The organism is Streptomyces sp. DH-12, from assembly GCF_002899455.1.
GTDB lineage: Bacteria > Actinomycetota > Actinomycetes > Streptomycetales > Streptomycetaceae > Streptomyces.
In genome coordinates, this window is sequence record NZ_PPFB01000001.1 from 1,659,427 (window position 1) to 1,676,781 (window position 17,355).

At 70.4% G+C, this 17,355-nt stretch carries 19 protein-coding genes; 8 read left to right on the plus strand and 11 right to left on the minus strand.

Annotation, left to right across the window (positions count from 1 at the left end):
* Positions 1 to 57: 57 nt before the first annotated feature.
* The 8 genes from C1708_RS06300 to C1708_RS06335 form a co-directional block, all read right to left on the minus strand.
* On the minus strand, positions 58 to 1,440 hold the full coding sequence (locus C1708_RS06300; RefSeq protein WP_106411716.1) for a DUF3500 domain-containing protein: 1,383 nt from the start codon (positions 1,438 to 1,440) through the stop codon (positions 58 to 60).
* Between the two features lie 464 nt (positions 1,441 to 1,904).
* Positions 1,905 to 2,297: an FCD domain-containing protein gene (locus C1708_RS34915; RefSeq protein WP_241911182.1), complete on the minus strand. Its 393-nt coding sequence runs from the start codon at positions 2,295 to 2,297 to the stop codon at positions 1,905 to 1,907.
* Positions 2,298 to 2,570: 273 nt separating this feature from the next.
* Positions 2,571 to 2,813 carry a GntR family transcriptional regulator gene (locus tag C1708_RS06310; protein WP_106411717.1) on the minus strand — a complete coding sequence of 81 codons (243 nt, stop codon included), beginning with the start codon at positions 2,811 to 2,813 and terminating at the stop codon, positions 2,571 to 2,573.
* A 51-nt stretch (positions 2,814 to 2,864) separates the two neighbouring features.
* Complete coding sequence (locus tag C1708_RS06315) at positions 2,865 to 3,161, minus strand: antibiotic biosynthesis monooxygenase family protein (RefSeq protein ID WP_106411718.1); 297 nt, start codon at positions 3,159 to 3,161, stop codon at positions 2,865 to 2,867.
* Positions 3,162 to 3,181: 20 nt separating this feature from the next.
* Positions 3,182 to 3,640: a cupin domain-containing protein gene (locus C1708_RS06320; protein WP_106411719.1), complete on the minus strand. Its 459-nt coding sequence runs from the start codon at positions 3,638 to 3,640 to the stop codon at positions 3,182 to 3,184.
* A gap of 22 nt (positions 3,641 to 3,662) precedes the next feature.
* A complete protein-coding gene (locus C1708_RS06325; RefSeq protein WP_106411720.1) occupies positions 3,663 to 5,033 on the minus strand; it encodes an NAD-dependent succinate-semialdehyde dehydrogenase in 1,371 nt (456 codons plus the stop codon).
* Positions 5,033 to 5,599, minus strand: coding sequence for an isocitrate/isopropylmalate family dehydrogenase (locus C1708_RS35610; protein WP_274543345.1), 567 nt, complete (start codon positions 5,597 to 5,599; stop codon positions 5,033 to 5,035). Before C1708_RS35610 ends, C1708_RS06325 begins: the two co-directional genes overlap by 1 nt.
* The gene (locus C1708_RS06335; protein WP_106411721.1) at positions 5,535 to 6,830 is read right to left on the minus strand and encodes a CitMHS family transporter; all 1,296 of its coding nucleotides are present in this window, start codon (positions 6,828 to 6,830) and stop codon (positions 5,535 to 5,537) included. The genes C1708_RS35610 and C1708_RS06335 overlap by 65 nt, the downstream gene beginning before the upstream one ends.
* 373 nt (positions 6,831 to 7,203) lie before the next feature.
* Between C1708_RS06335 and C1708_RS06340 the strand changes: the two genes are divergently transcribed.
* The 8 genes from C1708_RS06340 to C1708_RS06375 all read left to right on the plus strand — a co-directional run bounded on the left by C1708_RS06340 (position 7,204) and on the right by C1708_RS06375 (position 14,473).
* Positions 7,204 to 7,917: a FadR/GntR family transcriptional regulator gene (locus tag C1708_RS06340; protein ID WP_198602412.1), complete on the plus strand. Its 714-nt coding sequence runs from the start codon at positions 7,204 to 7,206 to the stop codon at positions 7,915 to 7,917.
* A 238-nt stretch (positions 7,918 to 8,155) separates the two neighbouring features.
* Positions 8,156 to 8,848 carry an aspartate/glutamate racemase family protein gene (locus tag C1708_RS06345; RefSeq protein ID WP_106411723.1) on the plus strand — a complete coding sequence of 231 codons (693 nt, stop codon included), beginning with the start codon at positions 8,156 to 8,158 and terminating at the stop codon, positions 8,846 to 8,848.
* Positions 8,845 to 9,681: a sugar phosphate isomerase/epimerase family protein gene (locus tag C1708_RS06350; protein ID WP_106411724.1), complete on the plus strand. Its 837-nt coding sequence runs from the start codon at positions 8,845 to 8,847 to the stop codon at positions 9,679 to 9,681. Before C1708_RS06345 ends, C1708_RS06350 begins: the two co-directional genes overlap by 4 nt.
* Positions 9,682 to 9,711: 30 nt before the next feature.
* Complete coding sequence (locus tag C1708_RS06355) at positions 9,712 to 10,794, plus strand: isocitrate/isopropylmalate dehydrogenase family protein (protein WP_241911184.1); 1,083 nt, start codon at positions 9,712 to 9,714, stop codon at positions 10,792 to 10,794.
* Between the two features lie 80 nt (positions 10,795 to 10,874).
* The gene (gene otnK / locus C1708_RS06360) at positions 10,875 to 12,137 is read left to right on the plus strand and encodes a 3-oxo-tetronate kinase (protein ID WP_106411726.1); all 1,263 of its coding nucleotides are present in this window, start codon (positions 10,875 to 10,877) and stop codon (positions 12,135 to 12,137) included.
* Positions 12,134 to 12,778: a 3-oxo-tetronate 4-phosphate decarboxylase gene (otnC, locus tag C1708_RS06365; protein ID WP_106411727.1), complete on the plus strand. Its 645-nt coding sequence runs from the start codon at positions 12,134 to 12,136 to the stop codon at positions 12,776 to 12,778. The genes otnK and otnC overlap by 4 nt, the downstream gene beginning before the upstream one ends.
* A gap of 51 nt (positions 12,779 to 12,829) precedes the next feature.
* Positions 12,830 to 13,327, plus strand: coding sequence for a ribonuclease E activity regulator RraA (rraA, locus tag C1708_RS06370; protein ID WP_106411728.1), 498 nt, complete (start codon positions 12,830 to 12,832; stop codon positions 13,325 to 13,327).
* 3 nt (positions 13,328 to 13,330) lie between these two features.
* Positions 13,331 to 14,473 carry a DUF475 domain-containing protein gene (locus C1708_RS06375; RefSeq protein ID WP_106411729.1) on the plus strand — a complete coding sequence of 381 codons (1,143 nt, stop codon included), beginning with the start codon at positions 13,331 to 13,333 and terminating at the stop codon, positions 14,471 to 14,473.
* A 399-nt stretch (positions 14,474 to 14,872) separates the two neighbouring features.
* On the opposite strand, the gene C1708_RS36090 is transcribed toward C1708_RS06375, so the two are convergent.
* The 3 genes from C1708_RS36090 to C1708_RS06395 all read right to left on the minus strand — a co-directional run bounded on the left by C1708_RS36090 (position 14,873) and on the right by C1708_RS06395 (position 17,354).
* On the minus strand, positions 14,873 to 15,997 hold the full coding sequence (locus C1708_RS36090) for an SDR family NAD(P)-dependent oxidoreductase (RefSeq protein WP_502696053.1): 1,125 nt from the start codon (positions 15,995 to 15,997) through the stop codon (positions 14,873 to 14,875).
* A gap of 142 nt (positions 15,998 to 16,139) precedes the next feature.
* Positions 16,140 to 16,463, minus strand: coding sequence for a putative quinol monooxygenase (locus C1708_RS06390; protein WP_106411730.1), 324 nt, complete (start codon positions 16,461 to 16,463; stop codon positions 16,140 to 16,142).
* A 66-nt stretch (positions 16,464 to 16,529) separates the two neighbouring features.
* A complete protein-coding gene (locus C1708_RS06395) occupies positions 16,530 to 17,354 on the minus strand; it encodes an alpha/beta fold hydrolase (RefSeq protein ID WP_106411731.1) in 825 nt (274 codons plus the stop codon).
* Position 17,355: the final 1 nt, after the last annotated feature.

A 17,355-nucleotide genomic window follows, 5' to 3' on the forward strand; every position in this document is an offset into this window, starting at 1 on the left:
CACTCCTGCGGCACGGGGTGTCATGACGCGGCACGTGCCGGTCGCGGACGTCATGTGTCAGTGGTCGGTTTCCAGGTGGAGCTTGAGCAGGTCCACGCCGTAGTCACCGCCGTTGGGCGTGCGGATGATGGTGTGGATGTGCTGCTGGGTGGGGGTGCCGCCGCCCATGCCGCCACCGGCCGGGCCGCCGCTCGGCATACCGGTGGGCTGCCCGCTCGGCATGCCGGACGGCCCGCCGCTTGGGGCGCCACCGCCGCCGCCCATCTGGGCGTTCTCGCCGTAGGCCAGCGGGGACTGGGCGTCGTACTCGATGAGCACGACCGGGCTGTGCACCCGGTAGTAGAAGGCGGAGGAGTCCTTGGTCTCGCCGATCCAGTAGAAGTACGTGTCGTCGAGGTGCTCCTCCACCTCCTTCATCTTCACCGCGGCGTGGCCGTCGTCCATGTAGCCGACGTAGACGCCGACCAGGTCGAGCAGTTTCTGGCGTTGGGCGGAGGTGAACTCCTTGGCGGCGAGTCCCTGGTAGGCCAGCTTCAGGTTGTCCTGGCCGGCCCCGGCGACCATGTTCGTGCCGCCCTTCTCGTCGGCGGAGATCACCTTCTCGCGCTGCGCCGAGGTCAGGGACCGCAGCAGGGCCAGGCCGGCCTTGGTCTCCGGCTTGAAGAGGGTGATCTTCTCGCCGTTGTACGTGGCCGAGGTCGGCTCCGAGCCCATGAAGGTCGGGGACATGACGACCTGGTCGCCGAGGACGAAGTAGTTGATGGCCACGTGGTGGCCCTCGTACTGGAAGCCCCAGGGCTTGGACGTGGACGGGGTTCCCATGAAGGTGAAGTAATAGTGCCCCTCGGTCAGCGTCTCCCTGCCGCCGCCGTTGTAGTCGCCCAGGAAGGCGTTGAGCTTCATGATGTTGCGGGTCTGGGTCAGCCCGTCGGCCGACAGGGCCTTGCCGAGGAGGGCGTAGCCGAGGTCGCGCTGCTTCTCGGTCAGGTCGCCCATGCGGGCGCCCTCGCGTTCGTAGCCATCGACGTTGCTCCAGGCCAGCCACTCGTCGTCGTCCACGTCGAACACGGACGCCCGGCGCACCTTGGTGCTGAGTCCGTCCAGGAACGCCTGCGCGGCCTTCACCACGGCATCCGTCGAGACGCCGGTGGAGTGGATGGAGAACAGGTCGTCGACGACCTTGCCGTCGGTGGTGACACCCGTGAAGTCGGCGTACTTCACCTCGGTGGCGCCGGGGCCCATGCCCCCGGCGCCACCGGGCCCACCGGACGGCATCCCGCTCTGGGCGCCGCCGGACGCGGAGCCGCTCGTGTCGGACACCCCGGCGGAACAGCCAGTCATGGTCGCCACGGCGGCGGCGCCTCCCAGCAGCAGGGAACGGTTCATGAACCAGCGGCGCGTGCGCTCGGTGGCGGGGGTACGGGGACGGTGTGCGTGCATGTGAGTGACCCTCGCCCAGGACCCTGATTTTTTCGTGAGGTCTTCCTGTCAGACGCCTATGAGATCGCGACGGTGACAGCAGTCGACGACTCCCTCAGCGCGGACCTCGCCCGCTCAGCGCGGTGGCACAGCACGCGCGTCATGAAGCTGCGGTTCATCTACTGCCCCTGCCTGGAACGAACCGGAGCCGGCGGTCCGCTCCCGCGGCACGGGGATGGTGACCGGCTGGGAGGCGTCCGCGGCCAGGGCGGCGGACGCGGTGGAGCCGCTGAGGGACGCCGCGTGCGGCGGAGCCTGAACACGGCCATGCGGTCCCAGCCGTTCGCCCAACTGGCGAGGCCACGGGGTGTGCGCGGTATCGAGGTGGGCCCCGGACACGCACCGCTTCTCTCACCTGGAGGAGTTCGTCGAAGTCGGCCGCAGGAGAGTGTACCCAAGCCGGTCCCGCCCCGCCGGGCACACCGTCAGTCGACGGTACCCGCCCTGCGGCGCGTCTTCTCCTGGCTCACGGACGACAGGTGTTCGCGCAGATAGGCCGACGCCTCGGTGCGTTCACCGGCCAGGAGAAGGTCGGCGATGCGCACGTGCTCGGCGCAGCGCAGGGCCGCGCGGTCGCGTTGGAGGGAGAGCCTGTATTCGATGAGGCGGCGCAGCCGGTCGACGCGGCGCAGGGAGTCGATGAAGAACGTGTTGCTGCTGCACGCCATGACGGCCTCGTGGAAGCGGCTGTTGAGGTCGTACAGCCGGGCGTTGCCGATGGTGTGAATCTCTCCGTCGACCAGTCGCTGCTGCTGGGCACGGGCGGTTTCGAGGGCGTCGCGGTCCAGGACGAAGCCAGGTTCGAGCGGCGGGTTCAATGGCGAGCCGGAAGCGCTAGCTGTCCTGGTAAGCGTCCATCGAGGTGAGCATGGGCTGGAACTCCTAGCCGTAGCCGGGGAGCCGTTCGATCCAGCCTTCCACCCGCTACGTGGCGCAGGACGTGGGCGAGTCATCCGGGTGGGACGTCATAGCGGCGGGCGAGGGCGTTCTCCGTGATCCGGTCGGGGAGCCGGCCGTCGAGCCGGTCGGCCGCGATGCGCAGGTAGACGTCCTCGGTGGCGTCCTCGACCGGCGGGAGCGGGACGCCTCGGTCAAGGCCGGACCGGTGAGAGCGACGGTGCGGCCGCCCCGTTCGGCGGCGGCCACCACTCCATCGTCCCCAGCAGATGCAGGGCCCGGCGGACCGGTGAGCGCGAGACCTTCAGCTGTTCGGCCAGGGCCCGTTCGACCAGGCGCGCGCCGACGGGCATGTCGCTCGACGCGCTGTACTCCACGATGCGGGCGGCCGTCCGCCGGGTGAGCGGGGTGGGGCCGTGGGCCCTGGGCGCTGTCATCCTCTGATGCCTCCACGTGGGCCGGGACCCGGTCGGTCCCGGCCGCCGACGTCATGGTGCAAGGACGGAGTGTACGTGTTCGACCTGCGGCGGAGTCGCGAAGTGCGGTCCGGCCAGGGTCCGCCACTTGGCGAAGCCCTCGGAGGCGCGGAAGGTGACGGTGTGATGCTCGACGGTCTCCCAGCGGACCATCAGCCGGTAGCGCGAGGGGTGTTCGACGCTGCGGTGCAGGTCGACCCCGTCGCAGCCGTCGGCCGCGAGGAAGTAGGGAAGGGCCTTGGCGACGGCCTCTTCGAACTGTTGCTCCTGGCCGGGGTGAATCTCGATCTGGGCGATCTCGGTGATCAATGGGTGCTTCTTTCTCGGTCTCAGCCGTTGTTCTGGGCGGCGGCCTTGGCGTGCTCGGCGTCTACCCGTGCGGTGACGCCGGTCTCGACGATGGTGCGGGTGGCGTCGACGGTGGCGTAGATCCACAGGATGCGCATCGGCTCGGTGGCGGAGGCGTTGCGGAAGCAGTGGGGCATGCCGGCGGGGACGTAGGTGGTGTCGAAGCGGGTGACGTGATGTTCGGTGCCGTCGATCTCCACGATGGCGTCGCCTTCGAGGACGGTGACGCTCTCCGGGCAGTTGTGGGTGTGCAGGGCGATGCCCGCGCCGCCGTCGAAGAGGGTCTGTCCGGTGAGGAAGACCTCGGCTCCGGTCGCCTTGGTCACCAAGGGGATCGTTCGGGCGCCGCCACCGCGGCTGAAAGCGGTCAGTTCGGCCGGTCGCAGCACGGCGGGCGGGAAGGAGCTGAAGCAGGGCTCGTCGGTTGCGTGGTGGTGCATGGTGTTCTCCAGGTGGGGGTGGTCAGGCGGCCGGGCCGATCCAGACGGTCTTGGTGTTGGTGAACTCGCGGATGCCCTCGGCTCCGAGTTCCCGGCCGTAGCCGGACTTTTTGATGCCGCCGAAGGGCAGGCGCGGGTCGGAGGCGACCATGCCGTTGATGAACACGGCGCCGGCGTCGAGGACGCGGGCGAGTCGGCGGGCCCGGTCGAGGTCGCTCGTCCACAGGGCGGCGCCGAGACCGTACTCGCTCTGGTTGGCCAGGGCGATGGCCTCGTCGGCGTCGGCGACCCGGGTGATGGCGGCGACGGGGCCGAAGGTCTCCTCGTCGAAGGCGGCCATGCCGGGGGTCACGTGGTCGAGGACGGTGGGCGGGTAGTAGCAGCCCGGTCCGTCGGGGATCTCGCCGCCGAGGGTGAGGACGGCGCCGGCGTCGACGGTGCGGCGGACCTGGTCGTGCAGGGTCTCGCGGAGGTTGGCACGGGCCATGGGGCCGATGGCGGTCTCGGGGTCGGAGGGGTCGCCGACCTTCAGTTCCGCGGCGGCGGCCGTGAAGGCGGCGACGAACGCGTCGGCCACGGCCTCCTCGACGATGAACCGCTTGGCGTTGACGCAGGACTGGCCGACGTTGACGTACCGGGCCTTGACGGCGGTGGCGGCGGCGGTCGCGATGTCCGCGTCGGCGAGCACGATGAACGGGTCGGAGCCGCCGAGTTCGAGGACCTGCTTCTTCAGCACGGCCGCGGCCTGGGCGGCGACGATCGCACCGACCTCGGTGGACCCGGTGAGGGTGACCGCCGCGACGCGCGGGTCGGCGATGATTCCGGCGACTTGGTCGACCTCGATGAGCAGGGTGCGGCACAGTCCCTCGGGGGCTCCGGCCTTACGGACCACCTCCTCGACGGCGAGGGCGCACTGCGGCACGTTGTTGGCGTGCTTGAGCAGGGTGCCGTTGCCGGCCGCCAGAGCGGGGGCGGCGAAGCGGAAGAACTGCCAGAAGGGGTAGTTCCACGGCATGACGGCGAGGACCACGCCGAGCGGGTCGTAGACGACGGCGCTCTCGGCGGCGTTGGAGGCGACGGGTCGGTCGGCGAGCTGCTCGGGGGCGTGCTCGGCGTAGTAGTCGCAGGTCGTCGCGCACTTCTCGATCTCGGCGCGGGCCTCGGTGACCGGCTTGCCCATCTCTGCGGTGATGAGCGCCGCGTAGTGGTCCTTGCCCTCGCGCAGGACACGGGCCATCTCCCGCAGCAGGGGCACCCGGTCGGTGATGTCACGCCGTCGCCAGGCTGCCTGGGCTTCGGCCACCGCGTCGAGGATGCCGTCGACCTCCTCGGCGGACTGCGGGGTGTAGCGGGCGAGCTCGGTGCCGTTGGCCGGGTCGGTGGAAACGATCATCAGGCGGTCCCTCCGGTGTGCTCGATGGTGCGGCGGATCTCGGCGGCGAAGTCGGCGGTGCCGAGGGCGCCGCCGATGTCGCGGGTGCGGGTGCGGGTGGCGGGGTTGTCCAGCACGGTGCTGACCGCGCCGGTGATCAGGGCGGCGGCCCGCTGGAGGCGGTCGTCGCCGTCGCGTCGGCCGCGCCAGTCCAGCGGCGTCGCGGCGGACAGGATCAGAGAGGTGGGGTTGGCGACGCCCTGGCCGGCGATGCCGGGGGCGGAGCCGTGCTGGGCCTGGGCCACGCACAGGGTGTCGGAGGCGTTGGCCGAGCCGCCTAGGCCGCTGTGCGTCGCGGTGACCGGGGCGGTCTCGGCGGGGCGCAGTCCGACTCGGCGGCGACGAGGGAACCCGTACCGACCCTCGCGCGGACCGTCAGGACGCAGGTGAGCGGGGCGCCGGCGAGAAGCCTTCGACCAGGCTCTGCCAGGGGGTCTGGGGGACGAAGGACACGCACACGGCTCAGGTGATACTGATGGCGCCGGTGAGAAGGGCGAAGGCGATGTAAGCGAAGGAGACCAGGACACCCCAGCGCAGGGCGTGCTTCTGGAAGTCGCCCAGTTCCGCCTTGACCAGGCCGAGGAGGACCCACAGGGGCGCGCTGGTGGGGCCCATCATGTGGAGGATCTGGCCGATGGCTCCGGCGCGGGCGATCTCGTTGGCCGGGATGCCGTAGTGGGCTGCGGATTCGGCGAGGACGGGGACCACACCGAACCAGTAGCCGTCGTTCGACATGAAGAAGCCGAGGGGAAGCGCGAGGACCGCAGTGAACAGCGGTATGACGTTGCCCCAGCTGTCGGGGACGATCGACAGCGCCGCGTCGGCCATCGCCTTGATCATGCCGGAGTCGGTCATGATGCCGGTGAAGACGCCGGCGGCCAGGACGAGGATCATCACCGGGACCGCGTTCGCGGCCTGGCGCTTGATGAGGTCCTGCTGGTCGCCGATGGAGCGGATGTTGACGAGCAGGGCGATGACGAAGGCGACCATGAACAGCACCAGGAGGTCGGCGACCTCGGCGATGAGCAGGACCATCAGGAGCAGGGTGAGCGCGGCGTTGAACCACAGACGCCAGTCCACCTTGATCGGCTCGAACGCCTCGCCGGAGGCGATCTCCAACTTGTAGGCGGCCAGCTTCTCGGCGTCGATCTTGTGGCGTTCGCGCAGGCCGAGCCAGTAGGCGACGGCGATGATGGCCAGGCTGGTGAGGGCCATGGGGCCGATCATGTGGACGAAGTACTCGCTCGCGTTCAGGTGCAGGACGCTGATGCCGCGGGTGGCCGCGCCGCCCCAGGGGGTCGTGCCGGAGATGGTGCCCAGCGCCATGGCCGCCAGGGTCGCCAGGATGAGGGGATTCATGCCCAGGCGGCGGTAGATCGGCAGGAACGCCGAGCAGACGATCATGTAGCTGGTGGTGCCGTCGCCGTCGAGGGCGACCAGGAGGGCGAGCACGGCGGTGCCGACCACGATGCGGACCGGGTCACCCTTGGAGGCGCGGACGATGGCCTGGACGATCGGCTCGAAGAGTTTCACCTCCATCATCAGGCCGAAGTAGAGGACGGCGAACAGCAGGAGGGCGGCGGTCGGCGCGACCGTGTCCAGCCCGTTCATGATCATGTCGCCGAGTTGGCCCCCCTTGCCCGCGATGACGGCGGCGACGAGGGGGGTGAGCATGATGGCGGTGAAGGCGGAGAGGTACTTCCGCATCACGAGCAGCATGAAGCTGCCCAGGGTGGCGAAGCCGAGGACGGCGAGCATCGTTGCTCCTTGCTCCTTGGGGCAGGACTGAGGGCCGCCGGTCGGGCGGCGGCGCGGAACGGCGCGTGAGGTCAGTGCGTGTCGGTTCGGGTGGCGACCGGCAGCGCACGCAAGGCCGTACTCGGCTCGTGCGTCGGGTCGGTCATGGTACGTGCGGCTCCTGTACGGCGGGCTGGGCGGGCGCACGGTTGTGGCGGGGCTGGGCCCGGTGGGGAGGTCAGGGGTGCGCCTGGCATGGCTGGGACGTCCGGGGTGGCCGACACGGGGAAGGACGGGTGACTCGGACCCGTCGACTTCCGGACAACCGGTTTACCGGATTGCCGGTAGGTAACTAGAATCCGGCCATCGCGTCAATACCGAAGTGAGGAAATCGATGGCCGAACTCGCCAGAATCACGGTCGAGCCGCGCGAGCCGCTGGCCGCCGAGGTCTCCCGCCGCCTGATCGACTACCTGATGTCCGGCGAGGTCCAGCCCGGCGACCGCATCCCCTCAGAGCGACAGCTCACCGAGATGCTCGGGGTGAACCGGCCCACCGTGCGCGAGGCGATCAAGTCGCTCGGCTTCCTCGGCCTGCTGGAGATCCGGCAGTCCAGCGGCACCTACTTCCGCGGCACCGACTCGGACGTGCTCTACCGGCTCTTCGAACTGGGGCTGGTGCTCGGCGAGCGGGGCGCCCGGGACATGGTGCAGGCCCGTGCGGAGCTGGAGGTGGTCGTCGCGGGACTGGCCGCGCAGGCCCGCGACGAGGCGGGCGTCGAACTGCTCCGGACCCGACTGACGGCGATGCGGGAGTGCCCGGACGCGGAGTTCCCGGAGGCGGACACCGCCTTCCACGCCGCCCTGGGCGAACTGGCCGGCAACACCGTGCTGCGGGACATGCTCAAGGGGATGCGGGCGATGATCCAGCGCGGCTGGGTGGAGCGCACGGGGGCGGTCCGCTCCCGCAAGGTGGCCTACGACGACCACGTACCGATCTTCGAGGCGGTCGCGAACGGTGACGCGGAGGCCGCCCGCGCGGCGATGGCCCGGCACATGGACGGCGCCTCCCGGCGCCTGATGAAGGCGCTCGAACAGCGCGAGGGGTAGGGGCCACGGGGGGCTGCCGGACCTCTTCCGGCAGCCGGAGGCCCAGCCCTACGCACAACCGGTTGACCGGTTGACCGGTTGGACCTAGAGTGGCGGCGCGGCACCGATACACCACGCTGCCGCCCCCATCTCGGGCCCGTGTTCTCCGCCGTCGGGAAACATTTCCCGCGTCGTCCGGAGGCCGGTCCTCGGTCGGGACCCTTGCCGGTCCCCGCCTACCGGAAGAGGTAAGAACCCGGTGATCGAATCCCCTCCCCTGGTCGCCATGATCCACGCCGTGCCGGCCGCCCACCGCATCGCCCAGGACGCGTTCGCCCAGGAGTTTCCGCAGGCCACTGTCTGGAACGTGCTGGACGACCGCCTGCTGGACGACGCCAACGCGACCGGCGGCCTCACCGACGCACTGCGTCGCCGCATGCTCCGGCTGATCGCACACGTCATGGACGGTGGCGCCCAGGGTCTGCTGCTGACCTGCTCCTCCTACGGGGAGGTGGTGGACACCGCCCGCGTGCTGTGGGACGTGCCGGTGCTGAAGTCGGACGAGTCGATGTTCAAGGCCGCCCTGGCCGGCCCGTACCGGCGGATCGCCGTCGTCGCTTCCACCCCGCCGGCCGTACCGGCGGCAGTCGCCCAGCTGGAAGCGCTCGTCCCGGCCGTCCGCCCGGGCCGCCCGGTCGACATCGTGACCGCGCTGAGCGAGGCTGCCGCCGGCGCCGGCCCCGAGGAGGCGGCCCGACTCCTGGCGGACGCCCTCCGTACGGTCGGGGGCACAGACGCCGACGCGGTGCTCCTGGCGCAGTACTCGCTCACGCCGGTCCGCGACGCCCTGGCGGCCCTGCTCGGTGTGCCGGTACTGGACGGCGCCGGTGCCGCCGCCCGTGAGCTGCGCGGCCTGCTCGTCCCGGTCGGGGCGCAGGTGGTCACGCCATGAGCGCAGTACTGCCCTGGCCGGTGGCCTACACGGTCTCCGGGAACGACTGCGTCTCATCCATGCCACTCGGCCACTCGGCGCCGCTCGCCGAGGCCGTCCGCGATCTGGCCGAACTCGGTTACGACGGGGTGGAGGTACAGGTCCGGGAGACCGGCGCGCACGACGCCGAGACGCTGGCCCGGACCGTCGAGGCCGCCGGCCTGAAGGTCCTGGGCATCGGCACCGGACCGGTGGCGGCGCAGGACCGGCTGACCCTGACCGACCCGTCCCCCGACGTCCGCCGGCATGCGCTGTTCCGGCTGCTTGGCGCGGCCCGGCTGGCCGGGGAACTGGGCGTGCCGGTCTCGCTCGGCCAGACCCGGGGCACCTTCCTGCCCGGCCTCGCGGACATGCAGCGCGTGTGGGCCGAGCGTGCCGTGGAGCAACTGGCCGAGGAGGCCGCCACGCGCGGAAGCCGGCTGCTGCTGGAGCCTCAGTCGCGGGCCAACACCTCGCTGTGGCACACCCCGGCCGAGGCCCTCGCCGTCCTCGACTCGCTCGACGCCCCGACCGGCCTGGTGCTGGACACCCACCACCTCGACGCCGAGGGCGTCGACGTGGTCCGGGCCGTCACCGACCACGCCGCCGTCACCGGCTGCCTGCAACTCGCCGCCGCCCCGACCCGGGGGCCCCTGACGGTCGGTGATCCCCAGCTCCCCGAGCTCCTCACCGCACTGCACGCCGGCGGCTTCACCGGCTGGCTGACTCTGGAGCACACCCAGGACGGCGACAGCACCAAGGCCGCCGCCCGTTCCTGGACCGCGCTCACCGACGCCGCCTCGGCACTGTCCTGACCATTTCTTGTTCTGAGAGGAACCCGCACCATGAGCAGCAAGACCTACCGCCTCGGCGTCCTCGACGGCGACGGCATCGGCCCCGAGATCGTCCCGTCCTCCGTCGAGATCGCCACCGCCGCCGCCGAGGCCGCCGGCGTCTCCGTCGACTGGGTGACGCTGCCGCTGGGCGCCTCCGCCATCGAGACCCACGGCACCCCCGTCCCCGAGGAGACCAAGGACGCCCTCGCCGGCCTCGACGGCTGGTACCTCGGCCCGCACGACTCGGTCAGCTACCCCGAGCCGCACAAGTCCGCCCTCAATCCCTCGGGCACCCTGCGCAAGCACTTCCAGCTCTTCGCCAACATCCGCCCCGCCAAGTCCTTCCCCGGCGCGAAGGCCGTCTGCGACAACGCCGACCTGGTCATCGTCCGCGAGAACACCGAGGGCTTCTACGCCGACCGCAACACCTACGCGGGCACCGGCGAGTTCATGCCCACCCCGGACACCGCGATCATGCTGGGCATCATCACCCGCGAGGCCACCGAGCGCGTCGCCCGCGTCGCCTTCGACCTGGCCCGCTCGCGCCGCAAGAAGCTCACGATCGTCCACAAGGCCAACGTCCTCAAGCTCACCACCGGCCTGTTCCGCACGGTGTGCCAGGAAGTGGCGAAGGACTACCCGGACGTCGCCGTGGACGACTTCCACATCGACGCCATGACCGTCCACCTGGTGCGCCGCGCCCAGGACTTCGACGTCATCGTCACCGAGAACATGTTCGGCGACATCCTCTCCGACCTGGCCGGCGAGATCTCCGGCTCGCTCGGCACCGCCCCGTCCATCAACTCGTCCGCCACCACCGCCATGGCCCAGGCGTCCCACGGCTCCGCCCCGGACATCGCCGGGCAGAACGTCGCCAACCCGGTCGCGATGATCCTTTCCGGCGCCATGCTCTTCGAGTGGCTCGCCGCCAAGCACGGCGACGAGAAGCTCGCCACCGTCGCCGAGATCATCGAGAAGGGCGTGGCCGACGCGATCGCCGCCGGCACCTCCACCCGCGACCTCGGCGGCTCCGCCTCCACCACCGAGTTCACCGCCGCCGTCATCAAGGCCATCGGCGCCGGCCAGCACTGACCGTCCACTCCGGGGCGGGTGACTCCGCCGCCCGCCCCGGCCCCCTGCTCCGCCCGCGCGCCTGAGGAGAGACCACGACCATGACCCTGCGCATCGGCTGCATAGCCGACGACTTCACCGGCGGCACCGATGTCGCCGCGGCCTTCCGGCGTGCCGGCCTGCGCACCGCCCTGGTCTTCGGCACCCCGGACGACACCACCGCGCTCCCGGCCGACTGCGATGCCGCCGTGGTCGCCCTCAAGTCGCGTTCGACGCCTGCCGACGAGGCCGTCGCCGACTCCCTCGCCGCCCAGCGCTGGCTGTGGTCCAAGGGCGCCGCGCAGGTGTACTTCAAGTACTGCTCGACCTTCGACTCCACCCCGCAGGGCAACATCGGTCCGGTCACCGACGCCCTGATGGACGCCGCCGGCGCCGGCGTCACCCTGCACTGCCCGGCCTCCCCTCCCAACGGCCGCACGGTCTACCAGGGCCACCTCTTCGTCCACGACCAGCTGCTGTCCGACTCACCGCTGCGCCACCACCCCCTCAACCCCATGACGGACTCCGCGCTGGTGCGCCTGCTGTCCGCGCAGACCCGCCACCAGGTGGCACTGATCGACTGGACCACCGTCCGCCGCGGAGTCGAAGCCGTCCGGGACGCCGTCGTAGCCCACCAGCAGGCCGGCGTCCGGCACCTCATCGCCGACGCCCTCACCGACGAGGACCTCGCCGTCCTGGGCGCCGCCACGCTCGAACTGCCGGTCGTCGCCGGGGCCGCCGGCCTCGCCGAAGGACTCGGACACGCCTACCCGGCCGCCGGTCCAGCCACCGCCGAACCCTGGCCGCGCGACGGGCGGGCGGCTGTCCTTGCCGGCAGCTGCTCGGCCCGCACCCTGGAACAGATCGCCCAGTTCTACGCCGCCGGTCTGCCCTCCCTCCACCTCGACGTCCTCGCCGCCGCCTCCGACCGCGACGTCACCGGCGAGGCCCTCGCCTGGTACGACGGACAGGACCCCGACCTGCCCGTCCTGATCTACGCCTCCGCGTCACCGGAGGAACTGGCTGCCGTGCAAGCCCAATTGGGCGTCGCCGAGGCAGCCGCGCAGGTCGAGGAACTGCTCGGCACCCTCGCCACTCACCTGGTCGAACGCGGCGTACGCCGTCTTCTGGTGGCCGGAGGGGAGACGTCAGGCGCCGTCACCACCGCCCTCGGTGTCCGCGCCGTCCTCGTCGGCGAGGAGGCCGACCCGGGTGTGCCCTGGACCTACGCCACCACCAAGAGCGGCGACCTCGCCCTCATGCTGAAGTCCGGCAACTTCGGCGCCCCCGACCTGTTCACCCGCGCCCTCACGGAGGCCGAGTGACCGCCTACGCCGACGAGTCGGCCGCCCGGACGCTCATCGTCCGTACCGCTCGCTCGCTCTTCACCCGCGGTCTGACACACGGCTCGACCGGCAACCTGTCCCTCCGCCTGGCCGACGGTACCCTGCTCCTCACCCCCACCGGTTCCAGCCTCGGCACCGTCGAGGAAGCCGAGCTGTCCCGCACCGACCTGCACGGCAAGCACCTGGACGGCCCTCGGCCCACGAAGGAGGCGTTCCTGCACGCCGCCTTCTACCGGGCCCGCCCCGGCGCCCAGGCAGTCGTCCACCTGCACTCCACCCACGCCGCCGCCGTCTCCTGCCTCGACGACGTGAACCCTGCCGACGCGCTGCCCCCGCTCACCGCCTACTACGCCATGCGCGTCGGAAAGCTCCCCCTCCTCCCCTACCACGCCCCAGGTGACAGCAGCCTCGAACCGCTCGCCGAACGGACGGCCCGCACCCACCACGCCCTCCTCCTCGCCAACCACGGGCCCGTCATCGCCGGCACGTCGATGGAACAGGCCGCCGACGCGATCGAGGAGCTGGAGGAAACCGCCAAGTTGCACCTCCTCCTGCGAGGACACGCCACCCGCCCCCTCACCCCCGAGCAGGCTGCCGCGCTCGCGCCCCCATCCTCCTGACGGCCGGATGAGAAACGGGCGCGGCAGCCCCGAACGAAGAGGAACATCACCATGCCCGAGACAGTCACCCCCGTCCCCACGGCCGACCTCGTCGACCAGTACGGCACCGACCTGCGCGTCTGCGACATGCAGTTCCGCCAGTTCGGCGCCCACCGGAGCTTTGCCGGCCGCGTCCGGACCGTCTCCTGCCACGAGGACAACGGCCTCCTGCGCGACCTGCTGCGCACCCCGGGCCAAGGCGCCGTCCTCGTCGTCGACGGAGGCGGCTCCCTGCGCACCGCCCTGGTCGGCGACCTCATCGCCGGTGCCGCCCAGGACAACGGCTGGGCCGGCCTCGTCCTGCACGGCGCCGTCCGCGACAGCGCCACCCTGGCCGGCCTCCGGCTCGGCATCAAAGCGCTGGGCTCCATCCCCCGCAAGAGCGCCAAGGACTCCGCCGGAGCCATCGACGTGCCCGTCACCATCGGCGGAGTCACCTTCCGCCCCGGCGACATCCTGCACGCCGACGACGACGGCATCGCCCTCCTCCCCGAAGGCACGGTGAACTGACCGGTGATCCTGAAGACCTTCGGGTGGTCGTTCGCGGTCACCGCGCTCGGCCTGGTGGCCGCGATCTTCTACGGGGGGTGGGCCGCCTTCGGCGTGGTGGCGATCCTGTCCGTCCTGGAGATATCGCTGTCCTTCGACAACGCGGTGGTCAACGCCGGGATCCTGAAGAAGATGAATGCCTTCTGGCAGAAGATCTTCCTCACCATCGGCATCCTGATCGCCGTCTTCGGCATGCGCCTGGTCTTCCCGGTCGTCATCGTCGCCGTCAGCGCGTCGCTCGGGCCCATCGAGGCCGTCGACCTCGCCCTCACCGACAAGGACCGCTACCAGGAGCTGGTGACCGACGCCCATCCGTCGATCGCCGCCTTCGGTGGCATGTTCCTCCTCATGATCTTCCTGGACTTCGTCTTCGAGGACCGGGACATCAAGTGGCTGGGCTGGCTGGAGCGCCCGCTGGCCAAGCTGGGCAAGGTCGACATGCTGTCGGTCTGCATGGCGCTGATCGTCCTGCTGATCTCCGCCGTGACCTTCGCCTCCAACGCCCACCAGCACGGCGGCGCGCACGTGGACAAGGCGGAGACGGTCCTGCTGGCCGGCATCGCCGGTCTGATCACCTACATGATCGTGGGCGGACTCTCCGGCTACTTCGAGGACAAGCTCGAAGAGGAGGAGGAGCAGGTACACGAGGAGGAGGAGAAGGCCGCACGCGAGGGCAAGCCCAAGTCGGTGATCGCCGTGGGCGGCAAGGCAGCCTTCTTCATGTTCCTCTACCTCGAGGTCCTGGATGCTTCCTTCTCCTTCGACGGCGTCATCGGCGCCTTCGCCATCACCAACGACATCGTCCTGATGGCCCTTGGCCTCGGCATCGGCGCCATGTACGTGCGGTCCCTGACCGTCTACCTGGTCCGCGAGGGCACCCTCGACGACTACGTCTACCTGGAGCACGGCGCCCACTACGCCATCGGCGCCCTCGCCGCCGTCCTCCTGGTGACCATCCAGTACGAGATCAACGAGTTCATCACCGGCATGATCGGTGTGGTCCTGATCGGCGCCTCCTTCTGGTCCTCCGTCCGCCGCAACAAGCGCCTCCCCGTGGCCGAGGGTGAAAGCGAAAAGGACGAAACCGAAGCGGCTTTCACGCCATAAGCGCCATTGACGCGCCGAACTCTGGTAACCGGCCTGTGAGTAGACGATGCGGCTGGGTCCACACGGGGGCCCAGCCGCCGGATCGTTCATGGCGACGAGACTCAGAACAGATTGATGGCGTGACGCCCCGACCGGGTGACGCTATTCAGCTAAGAAGGTCAGTGGACGTGCCGACCCGTCCGCTGGAGTGTGCCTCGCCAGCCGATCTTGTGCCGGTGGCCTCACCACACACATGGAGGTACGCGCCCTGGTCGATGGACTCGAGAACGGTGTCGCGGTGGCGCCAGAGCCTGTGCAGCACACAGCGAGATTTCCCGAGCGGTGCGACCGCAAATCAGGCGTCCGAGAGTCACAGGCACACGGACCACACGAGGAACCGACCACATCGCGCGCGCCGGCTCAGACGCCCCTGTAACGCGGGGGTACGGGAGACCGGTCTGACCAGGTTGAAGACCTCGCGGGCGGCATACCGCTTGAGGCATCGGATCTCACGGCGGGTCCTGCCCTCCTGGGGGCGGCGTTCGTCGTACGCCTGGGTGCGCGGGTCGTGACGTGGCCGGGTGAAGACGATGCGGTGCAGGCGGCGTTTGCCTGCCGGTCACCGCCGTGGTTGAGCCGGCGCGTGCGCCGCCGCCCCGAGGAGTACTCGATGGGGCTGACTCCGCAAAGGGCGCCAAAGGACGCCTCGCTGTCCAGCCGCTCGGGGTTGTCTCCCATGGTGATCAGGGTGACGGCGCTGTCCGGACCGATGCCCACCGGTACGAGCAGCTGCGGCGCGTGGTGTTCGACGAGCCGGGTCAGGCGTTGGTTGGGCTCATTGATCCGCGCGGTGAGCTGTTCGATGCGCTCGGCGAGCATGCGTAACGTCATATGGGTGGCCTGGGTCACCGCGTCCTCGTCTCCCCCACCGTCGGGTGGGCCGAGGCGCGCGCAGGTGCGGAACAGCTCGGCATTGCCCAAGCTCGACAACCGTTCCCGCAGGGCGGGGTCGGCGACGACCAGGACGGCCTTGAGCTGGTTGATCGCCTGGGTGCGGGCCTTGACCGCGGGGTCCGTCTTCGACGAGCCGTAGGCGGCGAGCGGATACTGCGACTCGGCCCGCTCCGGGTCGTGGGTCAGCGTGAACGACCCCAGACCGCTGGTGACGTCGACGACGGACGGGGCAGTCGCCTTACGCAGCAGGGGCAGGAACACGTGCGTGACGCGCACCCGGCCGAAGACGTTGGTTTCGCAGACGTGGCGGATCTGGTCGGCCGTCATGTCCTCGGGCGTGGTCACTTCGCCGAGGATCCCGGCGTTGTTGACGAGAATGTCCAGGTGGCCCGCCCGAGCGCGCAGCGTCCCGACCGCCGCGCCGACCGACGCGTCGTCGGTCACGTCCAGCTGGACGAAGCCGGCGCCGAGCCGGTCGGCGGCCTTGCGTCCGTTCCCGGCGTCCCGGGCGCCGATCCAGACCGTCTGGCCCGCCTGGACGAGTCGGCGCGCGATCTCGTGGCCGAGCTCCCTGTTGCCGCCGGTGATCAATGTGGTGGTCACATCGTGTCTCTCCTGTGCGTGTCGTCGGAGCGGGTGCTCCCGGAAAGCGGTCACCGGGAGCACCCGAGGGACTGGTTCCGCGGCGGTGTGCTCCGTCGGCGTCGACCCCGGCGTCGGCGGGCGCCCTGCTCTAGTGAGCGGGGCGGAACGGACGCAGCAGGCGGATGCCGTCCTCGATGGATCCGTCGATCAGTTCGAGCATCTGCGGGACGAGTTCCCGCATCCGGGGCGCGGCGAGGTGGGCGTCGAGGTGGGCGCGGGTCTCCCAGCGTTCGTAGATGACGAACTCGCCGGGTCGGCCCTCGACTTCGTGAGCCTCGTAGTCGATGTTTCCGGGGTCGTTGCGCGAGGGGGTGACGGCGGCGGTGATGAACGCCCTGAGGTCGTCCTCCCTGCCCGCCTTCGCCTTCGCGTCCCAGACGACGGTCACGTAGCCGGTGGGTGTTGCGGTCATGGTGATTCCTTCTCTGTTCGGTGTCGTGTTCCGTGCTGACGGGCTGTGTGTCGGTACCGAGCCGGGTCAGCTCCTGATGAAGTCGAGGAGGTCTGCGTTGACGGTGTCGGCGTTGACGGTGCACATGCCGTGCGACAGGCCCGGGTAGACCTTCAGGTCCGCGTGCTCGATCAACGTGACCGCCGGCCGGGCGGAGTTGGCGATCGGGACGATCTGGTCGTCGTCGCCGTGCAGGAGGAGCGTGGGCACGTCGATCGCCCGGAGGTCGTCGGTGAAGTCCGTCTCCGAGAACGCTCTGATCCCCTCGTGGTGCGCCTGCGCGCTGCCGGCCATCCCCTGGCGCCACCAGTTCTGGATGATGCCCTGGGAGACGTCCGCGCCCGGACGGTTGAACCCGTAGAACGGCCCGGAGGCGATGTCGAGGTAGAACTGGGAGCGGTCGGTGGCCACGCCCTCGCGGAAGCCGTCGAAGACCTCCACCGGCAGCCCTGTGGGGTTGGATTTCGTCTGGACCATGAGCGGCGGGACCGCTGCGATGAGGACGGCCTTGGCAACCCGGCCGGCACCGTGCCTGGCGACGTACCGGGCGACCTCCCCGCCACCGGCGCAGTGGCCGACGTGGACGACGTCGCGCAGGCCGAGGTGCGCCACCACGGCGGCGGCGTCCGCCGCGTAGCGGTCCATGTCGTGCCCGTGGCCGACCTGGGCGGAGCGTCCGTGCCCGCGGCGGTCGTGGGCGACGACGCGGTAGCCCCGCCGGACGAGGAACAGCAGCTGGGCGTCCCAGTCGTCCGAGCTCAGCGGCCAGCCGTGGTGGAACATGACCGGTCGGCCCGAGCCCCAGTCCTTGTAGAAGATCTCGACTCCGTCGCCGGTGGTGACGAACGGCATG

What these genes read in the sequence shown, in the direction of transcription:
- C1708_RS06350 (WP_106411724.1), top strand. Translation starts at nt 8,845, where the DNA reads ATGAGCGCAGTACTGCCCTGGCCGGTGGCCTACACGGTCTCCGGGAAC.
- C1708_RS06340 (WP_198602412.1), top strand. Translation starts at nt 7,204, where the DNA reads ATGGCCGAACTCGCCAGAATCACGGTCGAGCCGCGCGAGCCGCTGGCC.
- C1708_RS06320 (WP_106411719.1), bottom strand. Translation starts at nt 3,640, where the DNA reads ATGCACCACCACGCAACCGACGAGCCCTGCTTCAGCTCCTTCCCGCCC.
- C1708_RS06325 (WP_106411720.1), bottom strand. Translation starts at nt 5,033, where the DNA reads ATGATCGTTTCCACCGACCCGGCCAACGGCACCGAGCTCGCCCGCTAC.
- C1708_RS06355 (WP_241911184.1), top strand. Translation starts at nt 9,712, where the DNA reads ATGAGCAGCAAGACCTACCGCCTCGGCGTCCTCGACGGCGACGGCATC.
- C1708_RS06395 (WP_106411731.1), bottom strand. Translation starts at nt 17,354, where the DNA reads ATGCCGTTCGTCACCACCGGCGACGGAGTCGAGATCTTCTACAAGGAC.
- C1708_RS06390 (WP_106411730.1), bottom strand. Translation starts at nt 16,463, where the DNA reads ATGACCGCAACACCCACCGGCTACGTGACCGTCGTCTGGGACGCGAAG.
- otnK (WP_106411726.1), top strand. Translation starts at nt 10,875, where the DNA reads ATGACCCTGCGCATCGGCTGCATAGCCGACGACTTCACCGGCGGCACC.
- C1708_RS06300 (WP_106411716.1), bottom strand. Translation starts at nt 1,440, where the DNA reads ATGCACGCACACCGTCCCCGTACCCCCGCCACCGAGCGCACGCGCCGC.
- C1708_RS06310 (WP_106411717.1), bottom strand. Translation starts at nt 2,813, where the DNA reads ATGACAGCGCCCAGGGCCCACGGCCCCACCCCGCTCACCCGGCGGACG.
- C1708_RS06335 (WP_106411721.1), bottom strand. Translation starts at nt 6,830, where the DNA reads ATGCTCGCCGTCCTCGGCTTCGCCACCCTGGGCAGCTTCATGCTGCTC.
- rraA (WP_106411728.1), top strand. Translation starts at nt 12,830, where the DNA reads ATGCCCGAGACAGTCACCCCCGTCCCCACGGCCGACCTCGTCGACCAG.